The organism is Micromonospora mangrovicola, assembly GCF_047200535.1.
In the GTDB taxonomy this organism is placed as follows: domain Bacteria; phylum Actinomycetota; class Actinomycetes; order Mycobacteriales; family Micromonosporaceae; genus Micromonospora.
Map to the genome: position 1 here is coordinate 40,708 of NZ_JBJZOG010000006.1, position 16,020 is coordinate 56,727.

At 72.4% G+C, this 16,020-nt stretch carries 14 protein-coding genes; 3 read left to right on the forward strand and 11 right to left on the reverse strand.

Going from position 1 to position 16,020, the window contains the following annotated elements:
* Positions 1-4: 4 nt before the first annotated feature.
* The 3 genes from ACL02O_RS04150 to dnaE form a co-directional block, all read right to left on the reverse strand.
* Entirely contained in the window at positions 5-643 is a 639-nt protein-coding gene (locus ACL02O_RS04150; RefSeq protein WP_412816591.1) for a suppressor of fused domain protein, read from the reverse strand.
* Entirely contained in the window at positions 633-1,364 is a 732-nt protein-coding gene (locus ACL02O_RS04155; protein WP_412816592.1) for a hypothetical protein, read from the reverse strand. Before ACL02O_RS04155 ends, ACL02O_RS04150 begins: the two co-directional genes overlap by 11 nt.
* Positions 1,365-1,646: 282 nt before the next feature.
* Entirely contained in the window at positions 1,647-5,180 is a 3,534-nt protein-coding gene (gene dnaE / locus ACL02O_RS04160) for a DNA polymerase III subunit alpha (RefSeq protein ID WP_412816593.1), read from the reverse strand.
* Between the two features lie 229 nt (positions 5,181-5,409).
* Between dnaE and ACL02O_RS04165 the strand changes: the two genes are divergently transcribed.
* Both ACL02O_RS04165 and ACL02O_RS04170 read left to right on the forward strand, forming a co-directional pair.
* Positions 5,410-5,751 (forward strand): PadR family transcriptional regulator, encoded by a 342-nt coding sequence (locus tag ACL02O_RS04165; protein ID WP_412816594.1) that lies wholly within the window; start codon positions 5,410-5,412, stop codon positions 5,749-5,751.
* Positions 5,748-6,692: a permease prefix domain 1-containing protein gene (locus ACL02O_RS04170; protein WP_412816595.1), complete on the forward strand. Its 945-nt coding sequence runs from the start codon at positions 5,748-5,750 to the stop codon at positions 6,690-6,692. The genes ACL02O_RS04165 and ACL02O_RS04170 overlap by 4 nt, the downstream gene beginning before the upstream one ends.
* Before the next feature lie 89 nt (positions 6,693-6,781).
* Here the strand turns inward: ACL02O_RS04170 and ACL02O_RS04175 are convergent, their stop codons facing one another.
* The 8 genes from ACL02O_RS04175 to pgsA all read right to left on the reverse strand — a co-directional run bounded on the left by ACL02O_RS04175 (position 6,782) and on the right by pgsA (position 13,509).
* A complete protein-coding gene (locus tag ACL02O_RS04175) occupies positions 6,782-7,459 on the reverse strand; it encodes a TetR/AcrR family transcriptional regulator C-terminal domain-containing protein (RefSeq protein WP_412816596.1) in 678 nt (225 codons plus the stop codon).
* Positions 7,460-7,512: 53 nt separating this feature from the next.
* Positions 7,513-8,262, reverse strand: a complete 750-nt coding sequence (locus tag ACL02O_RS04180; protein ID WP_412816597.1) for a YebC/PmpR family DNA-binding transcriptional regulator — start codon at positions 8,260-8,262, stop codon at positions 7,513-7,515.
* A gap of 218 nt (positions 8,263-8,480) precedes the next feature.
* Complete coding sequence (gene pdxT, locus ACL02O_RS04185; protein WP_412816598.1) at positions 8,481-9,086, reverse strand: pyridoxal 5'-phosphate synthase glutaminase subunit PdxT; 606 nt, start codon at positions 9,084-9,086, stop codon at positions 8,481-8,483.
* A gap of 47 nt (positions 9,087-9,133) precedes the next feature.
* Positions 9,134-10,051, reverse strand: coding sequence for a pyridoxal 5'-phosphate synthase lyase subunit PdxS (gene pdxS / locus ACL02O_RS04190; RefSeq protein WP_412816599.1), 918 nt, complete (start codon positions 10,049-10,051; stop codon positions 9,134-9,136).
* A gap of 136 nt (positions 10,052-10,187) precedes the next feature.
* Positions 10,188-10,691: a hypothetical protein gene (locus ACL02O_RS04195; protein ID WP_412816600.1), complete on the reverse strand. Its 504-nt coding sequence runs from the start codon at positions 10,689-10,691 to the stop codon at positions 10,188-10,190.
* 82 nt (positions 10,692-10,773) lie between these two features.
* Positions 10,774-11,934 carry a glycosyltransferase family 4 protein gene (locus ACL02O_RS04200; protein ID WP_412816601.1) on the reverse strand — a complete coding sequence of 387 codons (1,161 nt, stop codon included), beginning with the start codon at positions 11,932-11,934 and terminating at the stop codon, positions 10,774-10,776.
* Between the two features lie 16 nt (positions 11,935-11,950).
* The gene (locus ACL02O_RS04205) at positions 11,951-12,892 is read right to left on the reverse strand and encodes a phosphatidylinositol mannoside acyltransferase (RefSeq protein WP_412816602.1); all 942 of its coding nucleotides are present in this window, start codon (positions 12,890-12,892) and stop codon (positions 11,951-11,953) included.
* The gene (pgsA, locus tag ACL02O_RS04210) at positions 12,889-13,509 is read right to left on the reverse strand and encodes a phosphatidylinositol phosphate synthase (protein WP_412816603.1); all 621 of its coding nucleotides are present in this window, start codon (positions 13,507-13,509) and stop codon (positions 12,889-12,891) included. The genes ACL02O_RS04205 and pgsA overlap by 4 nt, the downstream gene beginning before the upstream one ends.
* A gap of 251 nt (positions 13,510-13,760) precedes the next feature.
* Here pgsA and ACL02O_RS04215 point away from each other — a divergent pair, with 251 nt between their 5' ends.
* Complete coding sequence (locus ACL02O_RS04215; protein WP_412816604.1) at positions 13,761-15,923, forward strand: elongation factor G-like protein EF-G2; 2,163 nt, start codon at positions 13,761-13,763, stop codon at positions 15,921-15,923.
* Positions 15,924-16,020 lie beyond the last annotated feature (97 nt).

Sequence of the window (16,020 nt, forward strand, 5' to 3'; positions counted from 1 at the left end):
CGGCTCAGCGGTCGTGCCGGAGCAGTGGCCGCAGGATCCGGCGCAGCGGGCCGGGTGGGGGCGCCACCACCGACGCCCGCGCCGGATCCGTCGGGTCGATACCCGCGTCCTCCAGCCGCTGCTCCAACGCCTCAAGGCCGTGCTCGCGCCGGAAAACCTTCTCCGCCTTCGTGATCGGCAGCAGCCACAGCACCCGGATGTGCCCCTCCGGAAAGGCGCAGACCTCCAGGTCCGGCTCCCAGAGGTACGGCAGGCTCACCAGCAGGTGGTCGCAGCGGGACCGGGGCAGCCACGGCTGCCCGATCGGCACGGTGTGACCGAGGTCGAGCGCCTGCCGCCCGCCGGCCGCGTGGTAGTACGCGGTCATCGTCACCGTCTCGACGTGCCGGTCGGACGGTTCGGCGGCGTAGAGGACGAACTCGAGACCGTGCCCGTGATGCTGGGTGGCGTCCCAGAGACCGGCGGTGACGTACAGCCAACCGACCTCCCGGGGCGCGGGTGCCAGGCGGAAGATGTGGAACCCGGGAACCCGGTGATGGATCGGCCCGGCCGTTGGCGGAAGCACCGCCAGCGTCCGGTCCGGGAACCGCCCCCGGAGGTGGTCCCGAAGGTGCACGGCGGAGGGCGGCAGCTCATGATCCATCGGCCGATCGTCGCATCCCGTGGCCGGACAGATCAGCCGGGAACGGTAGGTCGGCGAGCGCCCGCCGGACCTCCTCCCGGACCCGGGGCAGCGGCCAGGACGCGATGTCGGGCAGGGCGTGCGTCTCCCGCAGCCGGCGTACGGCTGCCAGGCCGACCGGGTACCCGCAGCGCGTGGGCAGGTTCCCGGCGAGCGGTGAGTCCCGCATGAGGAAGTAGGCGGCGTGATGCTCCGGGTCGGCCGCGTCGAGGTCGTCCCGGATTCGATCCACGATCTGCGACCAGCGGAGGCGGCACTCGTCCAGCCAGGACCGGTAGCCGGGGTGACCGAACCAGAGGTATTCCTCGGCGCGCCGTCCCGGATCGAGCTCCGCCGACACCTGGGTGGCCAGTCCTTCGGTGAGCAGCGCATTCGCCACCCCGTGGTCGGGCCACTCGTGGATCCCGGCCCGGCGGTCGTGCACGACGTGTGCTGCCTCGTGCAGTACGAGGAGCCAGTCGTCACCCGGCGGTCCGACCTGTTCCACGGCGAGGAACAGGGCCAATCGGCCGTCGAGGGTGTCGGCCCAGCCGTTGGCCCGGTGCAGGCCGACCAGCAGCACGCACTCCACCGGGTCGCCGGGATCCGACCAGCCCAACGCGGCGCAGACGGCGCCCACCCCGGCGGGCAGCAGCACGCGGACCGCGGCTGCCCGGGCGGCGAGGTCGGCGGCCCCGGTCACGGAGCCCGAGCAGGATCCCGTCCAGGTTTTCCGCGCCCGTCCACTTCCCGCCGCGGTCCAGTACCCGGAACAGCTCCTGGTGCCGACCCAGGTAGCGGGACCGCCAGCGGTCCGGCCAGCTCTCGACGGGTGTCCCGGCGCAGTCGTCGAGGCAGGCGAGGAAGTCGGGCACCAGGTCACGTATCCGCAGCAGCTCGGTGGCAGGCACCCCCCGATGCTGTCCCCACCCTCGTGCTCCCCGCTGCCCCCGGCCTGGGGAAAGTAGCGGCCGAGCGCCGGAGGTCAGCTCACGTTGGCCGGGCCGAGGACGCTCTTCAGGTCGCCCATCAGCGCGGTGGTCGCCGCCACCCGGAACGGGCCGAGGCGCAGCGTGGTGACCTTGCCGCCGTTGAGCAGCTTGACGTGCACCTCGGTGTCGCCGGGGTGCAGCACCAGGGTCTCCTTGAGCTTCTCCACCAGCGGCGGGGTGCAGCGGTGCACCGGGATGGTCAGGGTGACCGGCTTGTTCGCCGGGTTGCTGCTGATGTCCGGCATGGACATGTCCATCGCCATGATCCGGGGGGTGTCGTCGCGCCGGTCCACCCGCCCCTTCACCACCACGATCGCGTCCTCGGCGATGTACTGGCCGATCACCTCGTAGGTGTTGGGGAAGAAGAGCGTCTCGACCCCACCGGCGAGGTCCTCCAGAGTGGCCGAGGCCCATGCCCGGCCCTGCTTGGTGACCCGGCGCTGCACGCCGGAGAGGATGCCGGCCAGGGTGACCACCGCCCCGTCGGGCACGGTGCCCTCCTCGGAGAGCGCGGCGATGGTGGTGTCGGCCGCCGCGCCGAGCACGTGCTCCAGGCCGAACAGCGGGTGGTCGGAGACGTACAGGCCGAGCATCTCGCGCTCGAAGGCGAGCTTGTCGCGCTTGTCCCACTCGGACTCGCCGATGACCGGCATGACCGTGGTGCTGCCGCCGGTGTCAACGTCGCCGAAACCGGCACCGAACAGGTCGTACTGGCCGACCGCTTCCTTGCGCTTGACGTCGGCGAAGGCGTCGATGGCGTCGGCGTGCACGGCGAGCAGGCCCTTGCGGGTGTGCCCGAGCGCGTCGAACGCCCCGGCCTTGATCAGGGATTCGATGGTCTTCTTGTTGCAGACCACCGCGTCCACCTTGGACAGGAAGTCGTAGAAGTCGGCGTACTCGCTCTTCTCGTCCCGGCACCGCATGATCGAGGCGACCACGTTCGCGCCGACGTTGCGCACGGCCGCCAGGCCGAACCGGATGTCCGCGCCGACCGGGGTGAACGGCCCGGCCGAGGTGTTCACGTCCGGTGGGAGGACCTGGATCCGCATCCGGCGGCACTCGGACAGGTACATCGCCATCTTGTCCTTGTCGTCGCCCACGGAGGTGAGCAGCGCCGCCATGTACTCGGCCGGGTAGTGCGCCTTCAGGTACGCGGTCCAGTACGACACCAGGCCGTACGCGGCCGAGTGCGCCTTGTTGAAGGCGTAGCCGGCGAACGGGACCAGGACGTCCCACACCGCCTGGATCGCCTCGTCGGAGTAGCCGCGCTCGCGGCAGCCGTCCCGGAACGGGATGAACTCCTTGTCGAGGATCTCCTTCTTCTTCTTGCCCATCGCCCGGCGCAGCAGGTCGGCCTGGCCGAGGGTGTAGCCGGCGAGGATCTGCGCGGCGCGCTGCACCTGCTCCTGGTAGACGATCAGACCGTAGGTGGGGGCGAGGATCTCCCGCAGCGGCTCCTCCAGCTCCGGGTGGATCGGGGTGATCTCCTGGAGGCCGTTCTTGCGCAGCGCGTAGTTGGTGTGCGAGTCGACGCCCATCGGGCCGGGTCGGTAGAGCGCCAGGACGGCGGAGATGTCCTCGAAGTTGTCCGGCTTCATCAGCCGCAGCAGGGAGCGCATCGGCCCGCCGTCGAGCTGGAACACGCCCAGGGTGTCGCCGCGGGCGAGCAGCTCGTAGGCCTCCCGGTCGTCCAGCGGCAGGGCCAGCAGGTCCAGCTCCTTGCCGTGGTTGAGCTGGATGTTCTTCACCGCGTCGTCGATGATCGTCAGGTTGCGCAGGCCGAGGAAGTCCATCTTCAACAGCCCGAGCGACTCGCACGTCGGGTAGTCGAACTGGGTGATGATCACCCCGTCGGAGTCCCGGCGCATCAGCGGGATGTGCTCGATGATCGGCTCGGCGGACATGATCACGCCGGCGGCGTGCACGCCGGTCTGCCGGATCAGTCCCTCGATGCCCTTGGCGGTTTCGATGACCTTCTTGACGTCCGGGTCCGACTCGTAGAGCCCGCGGATCTCGCCGGCCTCGGCGTAGCGCGGGTGCTTCGGGTCGAAGATGCCCGACAGCGGGATGTCCTTGCCCATCACCGCCGGGGGCATCGCCTTGGTGATCCGGTCGCCCACCGCGTACGGATAGCCGAGCACCCGGGCCGAGTCCTTGATCGCGGCCTTCGCCTTGATCGTGCCGAAGGTGGCGATCTGCGCGACCTTGTCCTCGCCCCACTTGTCGGTGACGTACCGGATCACCTCACCGCGCCGACGCTCGTCGAAGTCGATGTCGACATCCGGCATGGAGACGCGCTCGGGGTTGAGGAACCGCTCGAAGATCAGGCCGTGCGGGATCGGGTCCAGGTCGGTGATGCCCAGCGCGTACGCGACCAGCGAGCCGGCCGCCGAGCCACGGCCCGGACCGACGGCGATGCCCTGGCTCTTCGCCCACTGGATGAAGTCGGCGACCACGAGGAAGTACGACGGGAAGCCCATCTGGATGATGACGCCCAGCTCGTACTCGGCCTGGACGACGTGCCCCTCCGGGATGCCGTTCGGGTACCGGCGCTTCAACCCCGCGAAGGTCTCCTTGCGGAACCAGGACTCCTCGGTCTCCCCCTCCGGGATCGGGAACCGCGGCATCAGGTTGTGGAACTCGAACATCCCGGTCGGGTCGACCTTCTCGGCGACCAGCAGGGTGTTGCGGCAGCCCTGCTGCCACAGCTCGGAGGAGTCGACCGCGCGCATCTGCTCGGCGGACTTGACGAAGTAACCGCCGCCCTCGAAGCGGAACCGGTTCGGGTCGGCGACGTTGCTGCCGGTCTGCACGCAGAGCAGCACGTCGTGCGCCTCGGCCTGCGCCTCGTGGGTGTAGTGCGAGTCGTTCGTGACCACCGGCGGGATGTCGAGCTTGCGGGCGATCTCGGTCAGCCCGTCCCGGACCCGCTTCTCGATCTCGAGGCCGTGGTCCATGATCTCCAGGAAGTAGTTCTCCTTGCCGAAGATGTCCTGGTACGCGGCGGCGACCTTGAGCGCCTCGTCGAACTGGCCGAGCCGCAGCCGGGTCTGCACGGCGCCGGACGGGCAGCCGGTGGTGGCCATGATCCCCTCGGCGTGCTCGGCGATCAGCTCCATGTCCATCCGGGGCCACTTGACGTAATGACCCTCCATCGAGGCGCGCGAGTTGAGCGTGAACATGTTGTGCAGGCCGGTCTTGTTCGCCGCCCACATGGTCATGTGGGTGATCGCGCCGTTACCGGAGACGTCGTCGCTCTTCTGCTCCGGGCGACCCCACTTGACCCGCTGCTTGTGGAAGCGCGACTCCGGCGCCACGTACGCCTCGACGCCGAGGATCGGCTTGACCCCGGCCGCGGTCGCCTGCTTGTAGAAGTCGTTCGCGCCGTGCATGTTGCCGTGGTCGGTGATCGCCACCGCCGGCATGCCGAGCCGCGCCGCCTCGGCGAAGAGGTCCTTGAGCCGGGCCGCCCCGTCGAGCATCGAGTACTCGGTGTGCACGTGCAGATGCGCGAACGAATCGGCCATGCGTGGCGCCCCCCGGCGGTGTGGATCTCGGTGGTCGGAGCCGACCGGGACCTACCCTACCGAGGTGATCTGACGGGCTCCACCGTCCGCGCCGGGGGTGGTCTCCGTCTCGTTCGGCGACCGCTCCCGGCCCGCCCGGCGCAGCGGCCACAAGGCGGACCGGGCCGCGCGCCATTCCATTGGCGCGCGGCTGACACAATAGTGTGTGGCACACGGTATAGTGTGAGACATGGTGAGCGACGAGATCCTGCGGACCCATCTCCAGGAGTTGCGGCGGGGCACCGTGGTGGTGGCCAGCCTGGTCGCCCTGCGCCGACCCGACTACGGGTACGCGCTGCTGCAACGGCTGGGCGCGCATGGCTTCCCGGTCGACGCGAACACGCTCTACCCCCTGCTCCGGCGGCTGGAGGAGCAGGGGCTGCTGACCAGCGAGTGGAACACCGAGGAGAGCCGGCCGCGGAAGTTCTACCGGACCAGCGACGACGGCGAGGCGGTCCTGGACCGACTCCTGGCGGACCTGGCCGCGGTGCAGACCTCCGTCGCCGGGCTGATCGAAGGAGTCGACCGATGAGCACGCTGACCGACCGCTACCTCGCCGCCACCCTGCGGGCGGTGCCGGCACAGCGCCGCCCGGAGCTCGCCGACGAGCTGCGGACCTCCATCGAGGACATGATCGACGACCGAACCGGCGGCGGGCAGGACCGGGCCACGGCCGAACGGGAGGTGCTCACCGAGCTGGGCAACCCCGAGCAGCTCGCCCCCCGCTACTCCGACCGCCGGTTGCAGCTCATCGGCCCGCGCTACTTCCTGGCATGGTGGCGACTGCTGCGTACGCTGCTCAGCTACGTCCCGGCGACCGTGGGCGTGGTGACCGGCGTGGTCAAGGCGACGGCCGGCGGAGACCCTGGCGCGGCGATCGGCGCCGGGGTCGCCAGCGCGCTGCAGACCGCGGTGCAGACGGCGTTCTGGGTCACCCTCGTCTTCGCCGTCATCGAGCGCGCCGCCCCCTCGCTCGACCCGCCCGCGTGGAGCGTCGACCAACTCCCCGAGTCGGCGGAGAAGCCGCGGGCGGCGCTGGTCGACATCTGCGCCTCGATCGCGTTCCCGGTGGTCGCCATCGCGTTCCTGCCCTGGCAGCACTTCCAGCCCTGGGTGTCGGGCGACGGCTCCCGGCTGCCGATCCTCGACCCGGCGCTGTGGAGCTTCTGGCTGCCGGCGCTGATCGCGGTGCTGGTGGCGAGGATCGGCCTGGAGCTCGCCAAGTACCGGGCCGGGCGCTGGACCTGGCCGCTCGTCGGGGTCAACGCCGTGCTGGAAGTCGCGTTCGCCGGGCCGCTGATCTGGCTGCTGCTCACCGACCGGCTGCTCAATCCGGCGGTGGCGGAGCGGTTCGAGTGGCTGCGCCAGGGCGACGCGCTGCACGGAGCGCCGCTGGCCGTCGTCGCCATCGCCGCCGCCGTCGTGTGGAATGTGATCGACAGCGCGGTCAAGGCGCGGCGGCAGGCCACCTGAGGCCGCCCCGGCCCGGCGCCCCGTGCGCCGGGCCGGGCACGCATCGGCGCCGGTTGAGCTCGGCGGCACGTCAGACGTCGCGCGCGGGATCAGCCGAGTTTCCCGGCGATGCCGTCGGGCAGGATCTCCAGCCCCGCGTCGAACATCTCCGTCGCGTCCAGCTGGGCACCCTCGGCGAAGAGCCACGCGAGGGTCGGGTGCCGGCCGTCCCCGACGGCCCGGGCGAGGTAACGCAACTGCTCCTCCGGCGGCACGTGGGCCGTCGCCCCGGCCGGCACCCGGAGCAGCTCCAGCTGCAACTGGCCGACCACGTACCCGAGGAAGGCGTTCGCGGCGTGCATCAGGACGGCCGGAGACAGGCCCGGTCGGTTCAGGGCGGCGAAGAGCCACCCCTGGTACGCCAGGCCGTGCGGACCGTACGGCGGACGGCTGCCCAGCAGCGTCACGTACCAGGGGTGGCGGCGGGCGACGACGACCGTGGCGGCGGCGAGGGCGCGTAGCCGGTCCCGCCAGTCGCCGGCGTCCGGCCCGGGCAGCTCGATCTCGCCGCAGGCCGCGTCGGCGATCAGGTCGAGCAGGTCGTCGCGGGAGTCGAGGTGCCGGTAGAGCCGCATCGGGAGCACGTCGAGCCGGGCCGCGACGCCGCGCAGGGTCACCGCGTCCAGGCCGCCGGCGTCGGCGAGGGCGCAGGCGGCGACGATCGCCGGGCGGTCCAGCGGCGGCCGCTGCCGGCGGGACGACTCGGGGCGTTCCCAGACCACGCTCATGGCACGGGGCGCGGCGGACCCGAAGGTCCCGCCACGCCCTCGCTTTCCGTGGGTCAGCCGACGGCGGCCATGACCTCGTCGGAGACGTCGAAGTTCGCGTACACGTTCTGCACGTCGTCGCAGTCCTCGAGGACGTCGATCAGCTTGAAGACCTTGCGCGCGCCCTCCTCGTCCAGCGGCACGTTGACGCTGGGGATGAGGGAGGACTCGGCCGACTCGTACTCGATGCCGGCGTCCTGCAGGGCGGTACGCACCGCGATCAGGTCGGTCGGCTCGGAGACCACCTCGAACGCCTCACCGAGGTCGTTGACCTCCTCGGCGCCGGCGTCGAGGACCGCCATCATCACGTCGTCCTCCGTGGTGCCCGGCTTCGGCACGATCACCACGCCCTTGCGGGAGAACATGTACGACACCGAGCCGGCGTCGGCGAAGGAGCCACCGTTGCGGGTCAGCGCCGTGCGCACCTCGGTCGCGGCGCGGTTGCGGTTGTCGGTGAGGCACTCGATGAGCAGCGCGACGCCGTTCGGGCCGTAACCCTCGTACATGATCGTCTGGTAGTCGGCGCCGCCGGCCTCCAGGCCGGAGCCGCGCTTGACCGCGCGGTCGATGTTGTCGTTGGGGACGGAGTTCTTCTTCGCCTTCTGGATGGCGTCGAAGAGGGTCGGGTTGCCGGCCGGGTCGCCGCCGCCGGTCCGGGCCGCCACCTCGACGTTCTTGATCAGCTTGGCGAACATCTTGCCGCGCTTGGCGTCGATGACGGCCTTCTTGTGCTTGGTGGTCGCCCACTTTGAGTGGCCGGACATCTCATACCTCCGTCTGTTGACTCACGCCTGCGTCGACTGTCCGCGCCCGCGCCACGCCGGGACCGACGTGCGGTCGGATGGGGGGGCGGCGGCGGGCGGTGAGCCCTGCCGAACCGCGGCAATCCTACCGAGGTCGCGCCCGTCGGTGTCACACACGTCACCGGCCCGGGCGCGGAACGACCCCCTGCCCGGCGGGGAGGGGGTCGTTCGGCACGCCCTCAGGCGGCCCGGACGAGCTCCACGAAGTAGCGGTGCAGCCGCAGGTCGCCGGTCAGCTCCGGGTGGAACGAGGTGGCCAGCAGGTTGCCCTGCCGGACCGCGACGATCCGGTCGGCGGCCGGGCCGTCGGTGACCCGGCCGAGCACCTCGACGCCCGCGCCGACCCGCTCGACCCAGGGGGCCCGGATGAAGACGGCGTGGAACGGCGCCCCCTCGACCCCGGTGATCTCCACCGGCGCCTCGAACGAGTCCACCTGCCGGCCGAACGCGTTGCGCCGGACAGTCATCTCGATGCCCTGGAAGCCGCGCTGGTCGGGCCGGCCGTTGAGCACCTCCGCGGCCAGCATGATCATGCCGGCGCAGGATCCGTACACCGGCATGCCACCGGAGATCCGCTTGTCGATCGGCTCGCGCATCTCGAAGATGTCGGCGAGCTTGCTCATCGTGGTGGACTCGCCGCCCGGGATGACCAGCCCGTCGACCGCGTCCAGCTCGACCGGCCGGCGCACCGGGCGGGCGTCGGCACCCGCCCCGACCAGGGCCGCGACGTGCTCACGCACGTCGCCCTGGAGGGCGAGCACCCCGATCACCGGCCTGTCGCTCATCGTGTGGTCGCTCCTTCTCGCGTCTTCGTCGGCGGGGCGGCCGGGGATCACCAGCCGCGCTCGGCCAGCCGGTGCGGCTGCGGGATCTCGTCGACGTTGATGCCGACCATCGCCTCGCCGAGGCCGCGGGAGACCTTGGCCAGCATGTCCGGGTCGTCGTGGAAGGTGGTGGCCTTCACGATCGCCGCGGCCCGCTGGGCCGGGTTGCCGGACTTGAAGATGCCCGAGCCGACGAAGACGCCCTCGGCGCCGAGCTGCATCATCATGGCCGCGTCGGCCGGGGTGGCGATGCCGCCCGCGGTGAACAGCACGACTGGCAGCTTGCCGCTCTCGGCGACCTCCTTGACCAGCTCGTACGGCGCCTGGAGCTCCTTGGCCGCGACGTACAGCTCGTCGGCCGGCAGCGACTGGAGCCGGCGGATCTCCTGGCGGATCTTGCGCATGTGGGTGGTGGCGTTGGAGACGTCACCGGTGCCGGCCTCACCCTTCGAGCGGATCATGGCCGCGCCCTCGGTGATCCGGCGCAGCGCCTCGCCCAGGTTGGTCGCGCCGCAGACGAAGGGGACGGTGAAGGCCCACTTGTCGATGTGGTTCTCGTAGTCGGCCGGGGTCAGCACCTCGGACTCGTCGATGTAGTCGACGCCGAGGGACTGCAGGATCTGCGCCTCGACGAAGTGACCGATCCGGACCTTGGCCATCACCGGGATCGAGACGGCGTTGACGATGCCGTCGATCATGTCGGGGTCGCTCATCCGGGACACGCCGCCCTGCGCGCGGATGTCGGCCGGCACCCGCTCCAGCGCCATCACGGCCACGGCGCCGGCGTCCTCGGCGATCTTGGCCTGCTCGGGGGTCACCACGTCCATGATCACGCCGCCCTTGAGCATCTCGGCCATGCCCCGCTTGACGCGGGCGGTGCCGACGACCGGGGTGGCGCTGGTGTGCGGGGAGGTGGATTCGGACACGGGTCATCGCTCCTTGGACATGCTCGGGGTGGCTTGCGAAGAAGGCTACGACGGGGTCAACGCCGGTCCGACAGCCAATCAGACCCACGGTGGCCTGCTCTGTGGCCGGGGTCACCCCCGTCCCGGCGGTCCCGGGTCAGCCGGTGGGGACGTCCGCCGGGAGGGTCAGGGTGGGGTCGTCGATGTCGAAGTAGCGGGGCCACTCGTGGCCCCGCCCCATCCGGAGCAGCCGCACCAGCGGGCGGCTGCGGGCCGCCCGGGCGTCCCGGACCAGATCGGTGTGCACCTGCCGGGCCAGGGCCAGCCGGCGGCTCGCCGCGATCACCGCCTCGCAGGCCGGATCGTCCGGGTCCAGCTCGACCGCGCGCAACTGCCGGGTGAGGTCGTTCTCGGCCGCCTCCCGCTCCTCCGGCACGGCGTCGAGGGCGATCCGCGCCGCCGCGTACAGCTCCACGCCGTACCGCTGCTCGGCCAGCACCGCCGCGCCCGCCGCGCGGCGCAGCAGGTGGGCGTCGAGCGCCCGGGCGGCGGACTCCGCCCGGGTCTGCAGCCGATCGACCCGACCGGCCGTCCAGATCAGGTACGCCGCGGCCAGCCCAACGGCCAGGACCGCGCCCACCACCCACCACATGCCCGGCATCGTAGTGCTGCCCCTCCTCCCGCCCGGTCCGCGCGGCCCCCGGCCAACGCCCTCGTCACACCGACCCCACCGGCCCCGGAGGTCAGCCCAGCCCCGCCCACTCCTGGTCCATGACCCGACCGTCGGTGGCCTCGATCGCCGCTGCGTATACCTCCAGAACCCGGCGGGCAACCACGGGCCAGTCGAAACTCGCCACCACCTGGTCGCCGCAGGCGGTCAGCGCCGCCCGCCGGTCCGCGTCGTCGAGCAGCTCGGCCAGGGCGGTACGCAGTGCCGCCGCGTCCCCGGTCGGGAAGAGCCGGCCGGCCCGCCCGCCGTCCAGCACCCGGCGGAACGCGTCCAGGTCGCTGGCGACCACCGTGGTGCCGGCGGCGAGCGCCTCGGTGAGGATCATCCCGAAGGACTCCCCGCCGGTGTTCGGCGCGACGTAGAGGTGCAGGCTGCGCAGCATGCGAGGCTTGTCCGCCTCGGAGACCATCCCGAGGAAGGTCACCCGCTCCCGCAGCTCGACCGGGAACTGCCCGTACAGGTCATCCGCGTCGCCCGGCCCGGCGACCAGCAGGCGCAGCCCGGGGCGCTCCGGGGCGAGCGCGACGAAGGCGTCCCGCAGGATCGGGAAGCCCTTGCGCGGCTCGGTGAACCGGCCGAGGAAGCCGAGCGTCCCGCCGCTGCCCGGGGCGCACTCCCCCGGCCAGCCGGGCAGCGGCTCCACGTCGGCGAACTTCGCCACCGCCACCCCGTTGGGGATCTCCACCGCGCCGCCGTCCATGTGTTCGACCTGCACCTTGCGGGCCAGGGCGCTGACCGCGATCCGGGCGGTGATCCGCTCCAGCAGGATCTGCAGCAGCCCCTGCGCGGCGGAGAGCACCCGGGACCGGGTCATCGCGGTGTGGAAGGTGGCCACCACCGGGCCGCGGGCGGAGAGCACCGCCAGCATCGACAGGCTGGGCGTGAGCGGCTCGTGCACGTGCAGCACGTCGAAGTCGCCGCGGGTGATCCAGCGGCGCACCCGGGCGGTGGAGACCGGGCCGAAGGCGATCCGGGCCACCGACCCGTTGTACGGCAGCGGCACCGCCCGCCCGGCCGACACCACGTACGGCGGCAGCGGCGAGTCCTCGTCGGCCGGGGCCAGCACGCTCACCTCGTGGCCGAGCCCGATCAGCGCCTCGGCCAGATCCATGACGTGGTTCTGCACCCCGCCCGGGACGTCGAAGGAGTACGGGCACACGATGCCGATCCGCACGTCAGTGCCCTCTCCCTCAGATGGTCCCGGTGGTGGCCGGCGGCGCCGAGGCGCCCGTGCCGCCGCCGTTCCTCGCGTGCTGGTCCAGCCACATCCGCTGCAACATGTGCCAGTCTTCCGGATGCCGGGCGATGCCCGCCGCCAGACCGTCGGCAATCCGCTGCGTCACCGCCCGGACCCGCTCGTCGAGCGGGGCGCTGTCCGGATCGGGCAGGGTGAGCGGGCCGGCGATGGCGGCGCAGGCCGCGTCCGGCTCATACCACATCGAGGTGACGTAGAGCGGGGCGTCGGAGCGGATCGCCAGCAGGGCCGGCCCGGGCGGCATCCGGGTCCGGCCACCGAAGAACTCCACCTCCACGCCCCGGGCGGACAGGTCCCGGTCGGCGAGCAGCGGCACCACCGCGCCCGCACGCAGCCGGTCCAGCAGCACGTCGAACGCGGGGCGGTCGCCGCCGTGGGTGGGCAGAATCTCCATGCCGAGGCTCTGCCGGAAGGCGAGGAACCGCTCGTAGACGCCCTCCGGCTTGAGCCGCTCGGCGACCGTGGTGAGCGGCCAGCCGTTGGCGGCCACCCAGGCGCCCGCGGTGTCCCAGTTGCCGGCGTGCGGCAGCGCGACCACCGCGCCCCGGCCGGCCGCCACGTCGGAGGCGAGCTTCTCCACCCCGTCGAGGCGGAAGCCGGCCAGGATCTCCCGGCGGCTCAACGCGGGCAGCCGGAACGCCTCCAGCCAGTACCGGGCGTAGGAGCGCAGGCCGCGCTTCACCAACTCGTCCAACTCCGCCTCGGACACCTGCGGGCCGACCACCCGGCGCAGGTTGGCACGCAGCCGGGCGGTACCCCCGCCGCCCCGCCGGTGGGCGCGGTCGGCGCCCGCCCGGAAGGCGGCGGCGACCACGGGCCGGGGCAGCGCGCGGACCAGCCGCCAGCCGGCGACGTAGCCCGCCTCGGTGAGGTTCACTCCTGGCCGACCAGCTGCGCCTGCTTGTACACGTGGGCCATCCGCTGCCCGACCGTGAAGATCGAGACGGCGGCGAGCAGCCAGAGCGCGATCGGCAGGGCCGGATCGAGACCGAGCCCGGTGAGCAGGCCGCCGACCCCGACGATCAGCAGCCGCTCGGTGCGCTCGGCGATGCCCACGTTGCAGGTCATGCCCAGTCCCTCGGCGCGCGCCTTGACGTACGAGACCAGCCCGCCGGCGGCCAGGCAGAGCAGCGCGGCGGCCACCCCCGAGTAGTGGTGCTGGGTGGCCAGCCAGTACGCGACCGCGCCGAAGACGGCGCTGTCGGCGACCCGGTCCATGCTCGAGTCGAGGAAGGCTCCGAATTTCGTGGAGCCGCCACTCATCCGGGCCATCGTCCCGTCGAGCAGGTCGGTGAGCGCGAAGACCGTGACTATCAGCGCCCCGGCGACCAGCTCGCCGCGGGCGCCGAAGCCCAGCGCGCCGACGAGTACGCCGAGGGTGCCGGTCACGGTGACCGCGTTGGGGGACACGCCCGCGCGGAGCAGTCCGCGCGCGACCGGCTCCACGACGCGGGTCATGCCCGCCCGGGCCGTCACTTGGAAGATCTTCGCCATGGCTGTCCCACGATAACGGCCGGCAGCGGTCGAGGACACAGCCGGTCGTCCCGACCCGCCAGCCACTCTTGTGTCGGCTCGGTCACGGGTGTGAGATCGAGCGTGGGAGGTGAGCCAGTTCACCGGAACACCGGTCCGCGTTCCCGTCGTCCAGGAGACCACCGGAGGATATCGCCGCGGCACCCGCCCGGGCCGCTTCCCCGTCGCGCGCGGCGGTCGCCACCACCACCGGCTGAGGGAGGTGCGCCGCCATGGCGCAGAAAAATCAGGAGAAGGGTGTCACCGGCGGCGTGCCGGTGGTGACCGAACCCGGCAGGGTTCGCAACGTGGTGCTCGTCGGGCACTCCGGAGCGGGCAAGACGACGCTGGTCGAGGCGCTCCTCGCGGCCAGCGGCACGATCGGCCGGGCCGGCAACGTCACCGACGGCACCACCGTGTGCGACCACGACCCCGCCGCCGTGCGCCAGCAGCGCTCGGTGAGCCTGGCCTGCGCCCCGCTGCTGCACCGCGACGTCAAGGTCAACCTCCTGGACACCCCCGGGTACGGGGACTTCGTCGGCGAGCTGCGCGCCGGGCTGCGCGCCGCCGACGCGGCGCTGTTCGTGGTCTCCGCCGTCGACGGCATGGACGCGGCCACCGCCGCCCTCTGGGAGGAGTGCGCCGCCGTGGACATGCCGCGGGCCGTCGCGGTGTCCCGGCTGGACCACCCGCGCGCCGACTTCGACGAGGCGGTGGCGCTCTGCCAGCGGGTCTTCGGCGACAACGTGCTCCCGCTGTACCTGCCGATGCTCGGCGACGACGGCGAATCGGTCGCCGGCCTGATGGGGCTGATCACCCGGCGGGTCTTCGACTATTCCGACGGGCTGCCGCCGGCCGTGCGCGAACCCGACCCCGAGCACCTGCCGGCCATCCAGGAGGCCCGCAACGAGCTCATCGAGGGGATCATCGCGGAGAGCGAGGACGAGACCCTGATGGACCGCTACCTCGGCGGCGAGGAGATCGACACCGAGGTGCTCATCACCGACCTGGAGAAGGCGGTCGCCCGCGGCCACTTCTACCCGGTGGTGCCGGTCTGCGCCGAGACCGGGGTCGGCCTGGACGCGCTGCTCGACGGGCTGGTGTCGGCGTTCCCGGCGCCGCCGGAGCACGAGCTGCCGGCGGTCACCGGGGTGGACGGCTCACCCCGGCCGCCGCTGACCTGCGACCCGGACGGCCCGCTGGTCGCCGAGGTGGTCAAGACGACCGTGGACCGGCACGTCGGCCGGGTCTCCCTGGTGCGGGTCTTCTCCGGCACGCTCCGCCCCGACCAGCAGATCCACGTGTCCGGGCACGGCATGGCCGAGCGTGGCCACCCGGACCACGACGCCGACGAGCGGGTCGGCCACATCTACAGCCCGCTCGGCGCGACGCTGCGGGAGGTGCCCGCCGTGGTGGCCGGGGACGTCTGCGCGATCACCAAGTCGGGCAGCGCGGAGACCGGCGACACCATCTCCGCCAAGGACGAGCCGCTGCTCGTCGCCCCGTGGGAGATGCCGGAGCCGCTGCTGCCGGTGGCGATCGTGGCGAAAAGCCGGGCCGACGAGGACGCCCTGGCCCGCAACCTGGCCCGTCTGGTCGCCGGCGACCCCACGCTGCGGCTGGACCGCAACGCCGAGACCCACCAGCTGGTGCTCTGGTGCATGGGTGAGGCGCACGCCGACGTGGTGCTGGACCGGCTGCGGGCCGGCGGCGTCGAGCTGGAGACCGAGCCGGTCCGGGTGGCGCTGCGGGAGAGCTTCACCGCCACCGCCAAGGGGCACGGCCGGCACGTCAAGCAGTCCGGCGGCCACGGCCAGTACGCGGTCTGCGACATCGAGGTGGAGCCGCTGCCGCGCGGGGCCGGCTTCGAGTTCGTGGACAAGGTGGTCGGCGGGGCGGTCCCGCACAACTACATCCCCTCCGTGGAGAAGGGCGTCCGGGCGCAGATGGAGCGCGGACTGGTCGCCGGCGCTCCGGTGGTGGACCTGCGGGTGACCCTCTTCGACGGCAAGGCGCACAGCGTCGACTCGTCGGACGCGGCGTTCCAGACCGCGGGCGCCCTGGCGCTGCGCGACGCCGCCGAGAAGGGCCAGCCGACGCTGCTGGAACCGGTCGATGAGGTGACCATCCGGGTGCCCGACTCGTCGGTGGGCGCGGTGATGGGTGACCTTTCCGGCCGGCGTGGCCGGGTGCTCGGCACCGAGCCGGACCCGGACGCCGAGGGGCGCAGCCTGGTCCGCGCCGAGGTGCCCGCCACCGAGCTGCTCCGGTACGCGGTCGAGCTGCGCTCGATGACCGCCGGCACGGGCACCTTCCGCCGCGAGTTCGCCCGCTACGAGCCGATGCCCGCCCACCTCGCCGAGCAGATCCGCAAGGAACACGCCACCCACCCCTAACCCCGCAGCCCGACCCGCCCCCGCCCCGCCCCGGGCCCGCCCCGCCCCGGGCCCGCCCCGCCCCGGGCCGGGCCGGGCCCGAGGCGCCTGATTCACG

Bases quoted from the DNA above. Each gene is read 5' to 3' on its own strand.
- ACL02O_RS04170 (WP_412816595.1), top strand. From the start codon at position 5,748: ATGAGCACGCTGACCGACCGCTACCTCGCCGCCACCCTGCGGGCGGTG.
- ACL02O_RS04165 (WP_412816594.1), top strand. From the start codon at position 5,410: ATGGTGAGCGACGAGATCCTGCGGACCCATCTCCAGGAGTTGCGGCGG.
- ACL02O_RS04180 (WP_412816597.1), bottom strand. From the start codon at position 8,262: ATGTCCGGCCACTCAAAGTGGGCGACCACCAAGCACAAGAAGGCCGTC.
- pdxT (WP_412816598.1), bottom strand. From the start codon at position 9,086: ATGAGCGACAGGCCGGTGATCGGGGTGCTCGCCCTCCAGGGCGACGTG.
- ACL02O_RS04175 (WP_412816596.1), bottom strand. From the start codon at position 7,459: ATGAGCGTGGTCTGGGAACGCCCCGAGTCGTCCCGCCGGCAGCGGCCG.
- pgsA (WP_412816603.1), bottom strand. From the start codon at position 13,509: ATGGCGAAGATCTTCCAAGTGACGGCCCGGGCGGGCATGACCCGCGTC.
- ACL02O_RS04195 (WP_412816600.1), bottom strand. From the start codon at position 10,691: ATGCCGGGCATGTGGTGGGTGGTGGGCGCGGTCCTGGCCGTTGGGCTG.
- ACL02O_RS04215 (WP_412816604.1), top strand. From the start codon at position 13,761: ATGGCGCAGAAAAATCAGGAGAAGGGTGTCACCGGCGGCGTGCCGGTG.
- dnaE (WP_412816593.1), bottom strand. From the start codon at position 5,180: ATGGCCGATTCGTTCGCGCATCTGCACGTGCACACCGAGTACTCGATG.
- ACL02O_RS04150 (WP_412816591.1), bottom strand. From the start codon at position 643: ATGGATCATGAGCTGCCGCCCTCCGCCGTGCACCTTCGGGACCACCTC.